Annotated in this window: 7 protein-coding genes and 1 pseudogene; 3 read left to right on the top strand and 5 right to left on the bottom strand. The window is 67.1% G+C overall.

The features are described 5' to 3' along the window. Positions 1–187 (top strand): annotated as a pseudogene (locus BRAS3809_RS28490) (alpha/beta hydrolase); the annotation flags it as partial. Positions 188–231: 44 nt separating this feature from the next. Here the strand turns inward: BRAS3809_RS28490 and BRAS3809_RS28485 are convergent. From BRAS3809_RS28485 to BRAS3809_RS28475, 3 genes are all read right to left on the bottom strand, one after another. Then, on the bottom strand, positions 232–603 hold the full coding sequence (locus BRAS3809_RS28485) for a hypothetical protein (protein ID WP_008965473.1): 372 nt from the start codon (positions 601–603) through the stop codon (positions 232–234). 158 nt (positions 604–761) lie between these two features. Beyond that, positions 762–1952 carry an MFS transporter gene (locus BRAS3809_RS28480; protein WP_008965472.1) on the bottom strand — a complete coding sequence of 397 codons (1191 nt, stop codon included), beginning with the start codon at positions 1950–1952 and terminating at the stop codon, positions 762–764. A gap of 93 nt (positions 1953–2045) precedes the next feature. Further along, positions 2046–3485 carry a hypothetical protein gene (locus BRAS3809_RS28475; RefSeq protein ID WP_008965471.1) on the bottom strand — a complete coding sequence of 480 codons (1440 nt, stop codon included), beginning with the start codon at positions 3483–3485 and terminating at the stop codon, positions 2046–2048. Between the two features lie 255 nt (positions 3486–3740). Here BRAS3809_RS28475 and thrS point away from each other — a divergent pair, with 255 nt between their 5' ends. Beyond that, the gene (gene thrS / locus BRAS3809_RS28470) at positions 3741–5807 is read left to right on the top strand and encodes a threonine--tRNA ligase (RefSeq protein ID WP_008965469.1); all 2067 of its coding nucleotides are present in this window, start codon (positions 3741–3743) and stop codon (positions 5805–5807) included. A 130-nt stretch (positions 5808–5937) separates the two neighbouring features. Here thrS and BRAS3809_RS28465 read toward each other — a convergent pair whose 3' ends face one another. Beyond that, positions 5938–6852 (bottom strand): hypothetical protein, encoded by a 915-nt coding sequence (locus BRAS3809_RS28465; protein WP_008965468.1) that lies wholly within the window; start codon positions 6850–6852, stop codon positions 5938–5940. A 283-nt stretch (positions 6853–7135) separates the two neighbouring features. Between BRAS3809_RS28465 and BRAS3809_RS28460 the strand changes: the two genes are divergently transcribed. Beyond that, positions 7136–7699 (top strand): nitroreductase family protein, encoded by a 564-nt coding sequence (locus tag BRAS3809_RS28460; RefSeq protein ID WP_008965467.1) that lies wholly within the window; start codon positions 7136–7138, stop codon positions 7697–7699. A 282-nt stretch (positions 7700–7981) separates the two neighbouring features. Here the strand turns inward: BRAS3809_RS28460 and BRAS3809_RS28455 are convergent, their stop codons facing one another. Further along, the gene (locus tag BRAS3809_RS28455; protein WP_008965466.1) at positions 7982–10498 is read right to left on the bottom strand and encodes a putative bifunctional diguanylate cyclase/phosphodiesterase; all 2517 of its coding nucleotides are present in this window, start codon (positions 10496–10498) and stop codon (positions 7982–7984) included. Between the last annotated feature and the right edge of the window lie 411 nt (positions 10499–10909).

Raw genomic sequence — 10909 nt, 5'->3', positions numbered from 1 at the left:
GGACATGGACCGGCCGCTGCGTCCCGGCAGCGTGGTCTTCGTCGAGACCGACGAGGGCATCACGCATCGGGATTACGTGACTCAGGCCTGGACCCGCAACCCGATCCGGGACGTGCTGACGAAGATGGCGGCCGCGCAGCCGCCGATCCGAATCGCCGCCGGGGCGTCGGGCTCATCGAGCCGCTGAGGCCGCCGCCTCAAGCCCGGTCGTTGGCCCCTTGTCGGCTCTTATCAGCTCTTGGGCAGCTTCGGCATGTTCTCGACGAAGCCGTTGAAGCAGGCCAGCCGCTCGTCCTGCTCCTTGGTGAACTTGCAGTCGGCCACCGCCTTCGCCTTCATCGCCTTCGGCTTGGCGGCCGGTGGAATGACGGCGTCGTAGCAGTCCAGCCGCTCCTTGGTGCCGTCATCGATTTCCAGGCAGGCCTGGAGCTTGGCGGCGGCCGATTGCGGCTTGGCCGGGGCCGCGGCTGCGGTCTTCGTCGCCTTCGTCCCCTTCGGCTTGACCTGCACCAGCGGGCGGTCGCCGACCATCGGGGCGCCGCTCTGGGCCAGCGCCGAGGTGCAGAACAGCGCCGCGGCAAGGCTCAACATCGTCTTTTTCATGCCATGTCTCTCTCATCCGGCGGTGAGCCGGGCGATTGCCCCGTCGAGACCGGCGCCCTCGATTGACGCGATCTCCGCCCACCAGCCTCCCACCCCAGCGGCTTTAATCCGGTCCGACCGGGTTTGCCAAGCGCCAAGCCGCCGTTTTGCAGTGGACCTCAGGCGAGCGCCGCCCCCGGCTTCCGCGGCCGGCTCGCCAGAATCGCAAGCAGCGCGAGCACGACGAACACCAGCGCGACGTAGCCGGTAGCCCCCAGCTCGCCGCGGGCGAACAGGCTGCCGCCGACCGCGGAGCCGATCGCCTGGCCGATATAGAGGACCGAGGTGTTGAGCGACACCGAGGCCGACGCCAGCGGCGGCGCCGCCGCGACCAGGCGAACCTGCTGCATCGAATTGGTGGACGCAAATCCCAGCCCCCAGATCGCGACCGCCACCGCCATGACCGCATAGACGCCGGCGCTCAGGGTCCAGACCGCGATGCCTGCGAACAGCAGGCAGGTGAACAGCAGCGAGGTGCGATACGGTCCCCATCCGTCGACGATGCGGGTGGCGATGACGACGCCGATGAAGCCACAGGCGCCGTAGATCGCGAACACCAGCCCCACCGCGTTGGCGTCGGCGCCGGTCAACGCCTTCAATAGCGGGCCCATGAAGGTGAAGATCACGAACTGTCCCGACATCTGCAGGGTCGTGATCAGCAGCAACAGCACCACCATGCGGTTGCGGCCGAGCTCGCTCCAGGTCTTCAGCTCGACCGGCGCGCCCTTCAATCCCGACGGCAGCCGCCAGGCCAGCAGCAGCAGGCTGACCGCGCCGGCGGCCCCGACCGCGAGATAGGCCGCACGCCAGCCGGAATGACTGCCGATGAACGTGATCAGCGGCAGCCCGACGGCGGCGGCCAGCGACCAGCCGAGGAACACATAGGCGATGGTGCTGCCGCGTTTCTCCACCGGGCTGATCTGGGCCGCCGTCCCCGCCGCCTGCGGCGTATACAGCGCACCGACGGCGAGCAGGACGAGCCGGATCGCGAGCAGGCTCGCATAGCTGGAGGCGAAGGCCGAGGCCAGATTCCCCAGCATCAGCACCAGCAACGTGAACGCCAGCAGGAGGCGGCGGTCGAAGCGGCCGGTCAGCCAGGCGGTCAGCGGCGAGCAGATGCACAGCACGACGGCACCGAAGGTGATCAGCAGTCCGGCGGTGTGGACCTCGATCGCGAGGTCGGCGGCGAGTTCGGGCAGCAGGCCGGCCGGCGCCAGGACCGAGCAGCCGGTGACAATGTTGCCGAGCATCAGCGCGGTCGGCGCGAAGCGCGGCGGGGTTTGAGCCGTGGTGATTGCAGCGGAGGTCATGGCAGCGGTTGTCATGGCCGCTCAATAGCAGAAATTTTCATGCATCTGCATGAAAATTGCTCATGCTGCGCATGACATTCCCTCGTCCTCTCGTCACCGGGCCGGCTGGGCCGATGCTTGCGGCGAGGGAACCTGCATCCACGGCACGGGCATGCCCGACGGATAGATCACGGCCTTCGACGACGGACAGCCGTCCGTCAGTTTCTTCAGAACGGTTTGCAGCCCGTCGCTCCCGACCGGGAATCCCGCTGCGCCGGGACGGACCCCGCCCGCCGGCGCATCGGCCAGCTCGACCGCCGACGACGATGCCAGCGTCTTCATCTGACTGCCGTTGAGAAAGACACCCCAGGTCTCGCGCTCGCCCGACCGGCGCGGCGGCGACAGGAAGTTGAGCCTGAGATCGCCACTCGCGATCGAGAGAATCCCGGCACCGACGGCCGGACCTGCGTTGCGCTCGACATCGAGTTCGAAGCGGTCCTGGTCGAAGCAGACGAGCTGGAAGCGCGTGGTCCGGAACGTGGTTTCGCCGCCGCTGCGCGACAGGACGGTCTTGTAGGCGATGCCGCGGGCGGCCGCCTCGAACATCCAGGGGCTCTCGATCCGCTCGCGTCTGTCGAGCGCGAAGCGCGCTATCTCCTCGCGGGTCAGGATGCGCATGCTCTCGAACGGCACCGAGCGCGCCGCCGCCAGCAAGCCCGGATCGGCGCCCAGCTTGTTGATGTAGTCGAGCACCATCTTGTCGGCGCGCTCCATCGCCCGCTGCAGCGCCTGCACCCGCATTTCGTGCGTCGGCACCCCGCCGGTGAAGTTCAGGATCACGCGCGGCGAATGCACCGCCAGCGTCACGTCCGGCGCGAGCTCGCGGGTCGGCGCGCCGAGAATGATGTAGGGGCAGGCTGAATTGCACATCGAACCGCGCGTCCAGACCTCGCCATGCAGCTCGCGGCCGGACAGCTTGAGCTTGGTGCAGACATCGCCCTCCTGGGCCTCGAAACCGCATTCGCGCACGATGGTGCGCCCGACCCGAACGGAGGCCTTCTTCTCGCGCAGCCAATTGCCCATCGCGAGCGCCTGCTCGACATTGCCGCCGGGCGAGTTGAAGTAGATCGGCAGTTTGCGCTCGCCGATCTGCTTCATGAACTTGCGCAGCCGCGCCGCCGCGCTGCCGTCGATCTTGCCTTCCGCCGCGATCCAGCTGTCGCATCCCGGTCCGCAGGAGTCGGGGCCGCCCTTGACGAGCGCAAACGAGATCGGCGCCGAATTGTCGGCGATCCGCGGCGAGGCCGCAGGCTTCTTGGCCGGCTTCGCCTCGGCCGCCGGATTGGCTGTCGGCTTGGTTGTTAGCCTGGTTGCCGGCTTGGCCGCCGTCGCCGGCTGGACCGGAATGGCCGGCCTCATCTGCATGGCGGGCTTCTGTGGCGCGGAGGGCCTGACCGAGACCACCGGCCTGCTGATCGCCGGTTGGGTCGTCGGCGGCACGGCCGCCAGCGACGCCGAGCCCATCAGCGCGGCTGTGAGGCCTGCTGCGGCCATGCGGCTCGCTCTACGCCGGATCCGAAGAAAAAGCGGCGCCCCCCCGAAAGACACCATCGCCACGCGCCCCCACGCTCAGAACACTTGAAGTTGTATCATACCGGCCCGCGGCGACAATGTCCGCACCGCAACAGGCTGGCCCAATCGACCGGTTTTCCCGCCCCTCCCCGGGTTGCAGCCTGGAAATCCCCTGCTATACCCCTGGCTCCCGCTTACCTGCGCTCGTTCGCAGGAGTGAGCTCCAGGAGAGAAAAAATGCCCGACTCGAAATCCCCCGACTCGAAATCCGACCAGTCCAAATCCGGCTTCCAGTACAGCCTGAGCAACCTGAAGCCTGCCGCCCCGGTCGAGAAGATCACCATCAGCTTCCCCGACGGCGCGAAGCGCGAATATCCCAGAGGCACCACCGGCTTTGACGTCGCCAAGGGCATCTCGCCCTCGCTCGCCAAGCGCACCGTCGCGATGGCGCTGAACGGCGACGTCGCCGACCTCAACGATCCGATCAATGAGGATGCCAGGCTCGAGCTCGTCGACCGTGACGACCCGCGCGCGCTGGAACTGATCCGGCACGATTGCGCGCATGTGCTCGCCGAGGCCGTGCAGGCGCTGTGGCCGGGCACCCAGGTCACGATCGGTCCGGTCATCGAGAACGGCTTCTACTACGACTTCTTCCGCAACGAGCCGTTCACGCCCGAGGACTTCGCCGCGATCGAGAAGAAGATGCGCGAGATCATCGGCCGCGACAAGCCGTTCACCAAGGAGGTGTGGGACCGCGAGAAGACCAAGCAGGTGTTCCGCGACAAGGGCGAGGCGTTCAAGGTCGAGCTGGTCGATGCCATTCCCGGCAACGAGCCGATCAAGATCTACTACCAGGGCGACTGGTTCGACCTGTGCCGCGGCCCGCACATGACCTCGACGGGCAAGATCGGCAACGCCTTCAAGCTGATGAAGGTGGCGGGCGCGTATTGGCGCGGCGATAGCAACAACCCGATGCTGACCCGCATCTACGGCACGGCGTTCGCCAAGCAGGAGCAGCTCGACGCCTACCTCAAGCAGATCGAGGAGGCCGAGAAGCGCGACCACCGCAAGCTCGGCCGCGAGCTCGACCTGTTCCATTTCCAGGAGGAAGGCCCCGGCGTCGTGTTCTGGCACCCCAAGGGCTGGAGCATCTTCCAGGCGCTGATCGCCTATATGCGCCGCCGTCTCGCCGGCGACTATGACGAGGTGAATGCGCCGCAGATCCTCGACAAGTCGCTGTGGGAGACCTCGGGCCACTGGAACTGGTACCGCGAGAACATGTTCGCGGCGCAGTCCGCCGGCGACGAGGCCGAGGACAAGCGCTGGTTCGCGCTGAAGCCGATGAACTGCCCGGGTCACGTGCAGATCTTCAAGCATGGCCTCAAGAGCTACCGTGACCTGCCGCTGCGGCTCGCCGAGTTCGGCGTCGTGCACCGCTACGAGGCATCGGGGGCCATGCACGGCCTGATGCGCGTGCGCGGCTTCACCCAGGACGACGCGCACATCTTCTGCACCGAGGATCAGCTCGCCGAGGAATGCCTGAAGATCAACGATCTCATTCTCTCGACCTATTCCGACTTCGGCTTCGAGGGCGAGTTGACGGTGAAGCTGTCGACCCGGCCGGAGAAGCGTGTCGGCACCGACGAGATGTGGGATCACGCCGAGCGCGTCATGGCGACCGTGCTGAACGAGATCAAGGCGCAACGGAACAACATCCGCACCGAGATCAATCCGGGCGAAGGCGCGTTCTACGGGCCGAAGTTCGAATACGTGCTGCGCGACGCCATCGGCCGCGACTGGCAGTGCGGCACCACGCAGGTCGACTTCAACCTGCCGGAACGCTTTGGCGCGTTCTACATCGATGCCGACGGCGCCAAGAAGGCCCCGGTGATGGTGCATCGCGCGATCTGCGGCTCGATGGAGCGCTTCATCGGCATCCTGATCGAGCACTATGCCGGCAGCTTCCCGCTGTGGCTGGCGCCGACCCAGGTCGTCGTCACGACCATCACCTCGGAAGGCGACGACTACGCCAAGCAGGTGCTGGCGGCGTTGCGCCGGGCCGGACTGCGGGCCGAGATCGATCTTCGCAACGAGAAGATCAACTACAAGGTTCGCGAGCACTCGCTGCAGAAGATCCCGGCGCTGCTCGTCGTCGGCAAGAAGGAGGCCGAGACGCATTCGGTCTCCGTCCGCCGCCTCGGCCGCGATGGCCAGACGGTGATGCCGACCGCGGAGGCGATCGCCGCCCTGGTCGACGAGGCGACGCCGCCGGACGTGCGCCGCCGCCAGCGCGAGGCGGCCTGAACGGGTGCGACACTGTAGCCCGCATGAGCGCAGCGACATGCGGGGTCGCCGCGGTCGCGCGTGAGAACCCGGATGTCGCCCCCGCCGCAGCCCTGACGGGCTCCGGCGTGCGCTCATCCGGGCTACGCGGCTATGCCGACAGAATTGCCGCCGCATCAATCACGCTCTCTTTCCTGCCCGCGGCCTGCAGCGCGACTTCGGCGCATTCGGCCATGTACAGAAACATCGTCGCGAGCATCTGCGCGATGGCCTCGCGGCCCCTGGGCAGGATGGTGACGGCGTCGTTGCCGGCGCCCCCGCGGGCCAGGAGTCCCTTGTCCTCGGCGTCACGGATCAACGACAGCACGTGCTTGCGCGATACCGAGAAGCGCGTCGCCAGGCCATTGATGGACAGCGGCACGGCGTCGACGGGCGGGAACGGCTGGTCCGCTCGGCCGCCCTGGGCCAGGCTGAACAGGATGACCATGCCGGCGGTGCGCTCGGCGAACGGCTCCAGTTCCGGCGACCCGTCGAGCACGCGCAGACCTGCGATGAAGCGACGGCCAAGTTCCAGGACGAAGGTCTTGACGAAAGACGGATCGTTCAGCGCCGCGCCGTAGGCGGCCGCGGCCGGCACCACCGCAGTCATCGCATCGAACTGCACACCCCAGCGGTCGCAATGCAGGGCGATCAGCTTGTCGGTGGGCACCAGCGGCCGCCGCCGGCGGTCGAGATGCGGCGTCGAGGCCAAAAGCCCCGTCGCGCGCATCAAAGCCAGCATCGCCTCGCAGCGGCCAGCGCTGCACAGGTCGAGCCGGGCGCACATCTCCTTCATGGCGCCGACCGTGAGACCAGGCTCCCCGTGCTGCTCGGCGAAATGCAGGTAGAGCGCGACAAGCGGCATCAGCGCCCGCCCGCGGTCGCTCAGCAAGGCGTTGAGAATCCGGTCGGCGCGGTACAGCCGGACTGCAGCGTCGGTCGATGCGCGCATCGCCTGGGCAAAGCCCGGCTGGCGCCGCAGCCGCATGACGGCGTCAGGCGATGGCGTCATCCCGGTCGTCGGCATGGCAGATCGGACAATCAAAGCGGCCTCTGGCAGATCTCTCAGCACTCTGTTTTTACCGGCCTCCCCAAGGTTCGACGAATCACGACGGAATGACGGGATCCGGACAGAACGCCGCAGCCGCCACGCCGCATCGCGCGCCTATGCCTCGGCCCCCTCCATGGGGGCGGCTTTGGCGCCCTCCCCGAGCATGCCGGTAGAAGCGATCAAAACGAGGGGACGTGGCCTCGTTGCGGCCGGAGCCGCATGCTATCTGTTCGGCGTGCAACGAACGAGATGCCCCGACGTGCCCGACGCCCTTGAACTGCTGAAGACCCGCCGCTCCGTGAAGCCGCGCGAGATGAGCGGCCCCGGCCCCTCGCCCGCCGAGATCGACACCATCCTGACCATCGGCGCCCGCGTGCCCGACCATGGCAAGCTTGCCCCCTGGCGTTTCATCGTGTTCGAGGGCGACGGCCGTCGCCGCGCCGGCGAGGTCATCGCCGCCGTGGCCGCCAAGAAGAACCCGCAGGCCACGGCCGCCGAGCTCGAGGTGGAGAAGAACCGCTTCATGGAGGCACCGCTGGTGATCGGCCTCGTCAGCTTCACCCGGCCGCACCCCAAGGTGCCGGCCTACGAGCAGGAGCTCTCGGCGGGCGCGAGCGCGATGAACATCCTGACCGCGGCGGCCGCGCTCGGCTATGGCGGCTGCTGGCTGTCCGGCTGGTTCATGTTCGACCGCGACGTGATGGAGGGCTTCGGGCTGAAGCCGGAGGAAAAGCTCGCCGGGCTCATTCACATCGGCAACCCGACCAAGCCGAGCGAGGACCGCCCGCGGCCGGCGCTGGCCGACATCGTGACACGGTTCTGATCGCCACGGCCGTGCTGCCGTAGGGTGGGCAAAGCGCTGCCGCAGGCGGCGCGTGCCCACCGTCGAACCGCACGTTCCCCTGCGAGATGGTGGGCACGGCGCCACAACGATCTCGCCTGGAGGAGGCAGCGGTGTGCGCGCCTTTGCCCACCCTACGGCTCCGCGCTGCTGGGCCACTCCTGCCGTCATCACATCCGCCGAAGCGTATGTCTCCCGGATCGGCGCGCGCGTGCCGCGCGCTTGTCCGGGACGACGGTCGTGGGTGGGGCGACGATCATCCCATCACGCCGCCTTCGACGCTCTCGCGCCGAACCGCGCCAAGAGCCCTGCGATCTCCGAGGCCGGCCTGGCTGCGCTGAACAGGAAGCCCTGGACCTGGTTGCAGCCCTCGGCGCGCAGCGAATCGAGCTGATCCGGCGTCTCGACGCCTTCGGCCGTGGTGGTGATGTTGAGGCTCCTGCCGAGGCCGGAGATGGCACGGACGATGGCCAGGCAGTCGGAGCGCTGGGCCAGGTCCTTCACGAAGGAACGGTCGATCTTGATCTTGTCGAACGGGAAGCTGCGGAGATAGCTGAGGCTCGAATAGCCGGTGCCGAAATCATCCATCGAGATGCGGATGCCGAGCCCGCGCAGCTGATGCAGGGTGGCGAGATTGGCCTCGGTCTCGGCGAGCAAGATCGATTCGGTGATCTCGAGCTCGAGCCGCTCCGGCGCAAGGCCGGATTGCGCCAGCGCCTGGACCACCACCTGCACCAGGTTGCGGCTGCGGAACTGCACGGGCGACAGGTTGACCGCGACCGTGATGCCGTCGGGCCAGGTCGCCGCTTCGCGGCAGGCCTGGCGCAGCACCCATTCGCCGATCGGCACGATCAGTCCGATGTCCTCCGCGACCGGAATGAACTCAGCCGGCGAGATCATGCCCTTCTCGGGATGGCGCCAGCGCAGCAGGCATTCGAAGCCGGAAATGGTGCTGGTCGCGACATCAACCAGCGGCTGATAATGCAGCTCGAAATCGCCCTCTGCAAAGGCCTGCCGGAGATCGTGCTCCATATCGCGGCGCTTCTGCGCCTGCAGGTCCATCTCCTTCTCGAAGAAGCGGTGCACACCGCCGCCCTCCTCCTTGGCGCGGTACAGCGCCATGTCGGCATTCCTCATCAGCTCTTCGCTGGTCGAGCCGTCGGATGGCGCAAGCGCAATCCCGATCGAGGCGCCGATCACGAGCTCATGGCCGTCGATCTCGTAGGGCGCGCTCAACGCCTGGATCAGCTTCGCCGCGACATCGCTGGCGTCGCTGAGCGACGGCGCGTCGGCCAGAATGACGGCAAATTCGTCGCCGCCGAGCCGCGCCGCCAGGTTGCAGCCATGCACGCGCTCCCTTAGCCGGTCGGCCACCGCCTGCAGTAGGCGGTCGCCCATGGGATGACCGAGCGAGTCGTTGACGTTCTTGAACAGGTCGAGATCGACGCACAGCACGGCGATCGGCTTGGGGCCGGCAGGCCCGGGCTGCAGTGCCTGCTTCAGGCGCTCCTGATACAGCTCGCGATTGGGCAGATTGGTCAGGCCGTCATGATGCGCCATGTGCGCGATGCGGGCCTCGACCTTGCGGCGCTCGGTGATGTCGACGATGGCGACGAGGAAGCCGTCGCGTCCTTCGTAGGAGATCCGGCGGCCATAGGCCAGCACGTCGATGAGCGACCAGTCCGCGGTGTAGTGCCGCCATTCGCGATGAAAGTCGTCGCGCGCCGTGAGCCGCGCCATGGCTTCGCCCGGGTCCGTCGTTTCGCTCTCGGGCCAGAGGTCCCAGATCGTCATGCCGAGCAGCCGCTCGCGATCATAGCCGTAATGCTCGGCGGCGGCCGCGTTGACCTTCATGATGCGTCCGGTGGCCGTGTCGAAGATGCCCATCGGCAGCGGGTTGGCATCGAACAGCAGGCGGAACGACGCCTCGCGGCGCTTCAGCGCGGTGACGTCGGACACGGTGAGCGACACGATATCGCCGAACGCATGCACGCCGAGGCGCAGATTGCGGTCGTCGCAATCGAGCTCGAACTGATCTCGGCCGCCGTCGGTCACGACGGCGAACAACCGCGCCAGCACGTCGGTGCTGCCGAGCATCGTTCCGGCCTGCGCCAGCCGGCGCCACTGCAGTTCGGCCGGCGAGAGCTTGAGGAGTGTCGCCGCCGACTGATTGTGATGCACCACCTGGAAGTCGCAGGGTCGGCCTGCGCTGTCGCGAATGGTGGCGAGCGAGACGACGCCGTCCTCGGTGGTGGAGAAGATGGAATCGAGCAGATTGTACTGTGCGGCGCGCTCGTTGATGTAGGTGCCGACCAGCGTCCGGCCCCAGCGCGAGCTGGTCGGCAGCGCCAGCACGTCGTAGGTGCGCACCATGCCGTCACGCACGCAATATGCGGTCGACAGATGTGGCTTGCCGCTCGTCACGGCGCAAATCGCGGCCTCCGTCAGCACCGTCGCGCAGTCCGGCGACACGGACTCGACCGGAATGTCCCAGCCGTCGTTCTGCAGCCATTGCTGGACATAGCGGCCGCTGCGGGTGATCTCGAGCCGGTCGTCCTCCTCCCGCAGCAGCGCGACGTGGTCGGCCAGCCGGCCGAGGCTGCCCAGCATCACGTCCTCATAGCGCGGCAGGCTCTGGCCGGGCTTCAGCGCCGCGTGCCATTTGCGCTTGAGCACCGGGATGTCCTCGAACAGATCATTGCTGACCGTCGCGGCCGTCTTCTTCTTCGCGGGGCTCATCGTATCGTGCTCAATCGCCAGCGTTTCGTAGCGGTATTCCATGCAGATTTGTTTTTAATGAGCTGTAAATCCAGATTGGCCGTGCCGCGTCAGCAGCGAATATGACAATTCAAAGTCGTCCCATGGTTATTGCGCGTTAGAGACTATGACAGCGGCCTCGCATCTCCGATTGGCCCAGGGCTAGCCGATTTGAGGTTCGCGGTTTTGCACGCGTCTCTCTCCACGTCGTCGTCTCCGGGCCGGGCATGACGGAGCAAGCCAACATGAAGGATTGTTCGTCGTGACGGCTCCGGATCTGCATCTGCGATAGCCCCGCCAATGAGTCGGTGCATGACAGCCCGAACTCGTTGCGATGAGTTGCGACAACCAGGCGTGATGAGGTGATCCCGCAGCGTGATCTGCGCCCGGGGTGATGCATCGTGAGGCCCCCATGACGTGAGGGCGCAGGGAGGA

The sequence above is a fragment of the Bradyrhizobium sp. STM 3809 genome (genome assembly GCF_000239795.1).
Taxonomy (GTDB): domain Bacteria; phylum Pseudomonadota; class Alphaproteobacteria; order Rhizobiales; family Xanthobacteraceae; genus Bradyrhizobium.
The sequence above is the reverse complement of the archived record's forward strand: the minus strand, read 5'-3'. Positions and strand labels throughout refer to the sequence as shown.

What these genes read in the sequence shown, in the direction of transcription:
- BRAS3809_RS28485 (WP_008965473.1), bottom strand. Translation starts at nt 603, where the DNA reads ATGAAAAAGACGATGTTGAGCCTTGCCGCGGCGCTGTTCTGCACCTCG.
- BRAS3809_RS28480 (WP_008965472.1), bottom strand. Translation starts at nt 1,952, where the DNA reads ATGACCTCCGCTGCAATCACCACGGCTCAAACCCCGCCGCGCTTCGCG.
- BRAS3809_RS28475 (WP_008965471.1), bottom strand. Translation starts at nt 3,485, where the DNA reads ATGGCCGCAGCAGGCCTCACAGCCGCGCTGATGGGCTCGGCGTCGCTG.
- thrS (WP_008965469.1), top strand. Translation starts at nt 3,741, where the DNA reads ATGCCCGACTCGAAATCCCCCGACTCGAAATCCGACCAGTCCAAATCC.
- BRAS3809_RS28465 (WP_008965468.1), bottom strand. Translation starts at nt 6,852, where the DNA reads ATGCCGACGACCGGGATGACGCCATCGCCTGACGCCGTCATGCGGCTG.
- BRAS3809_RS28455 (WP_008965466.1), bottom strand. Translation starts at nt 10,498, where the DNA reads ATGGAATACCGCTACGAAACGCTGGCGATTGAGCACGATACGATGAGC.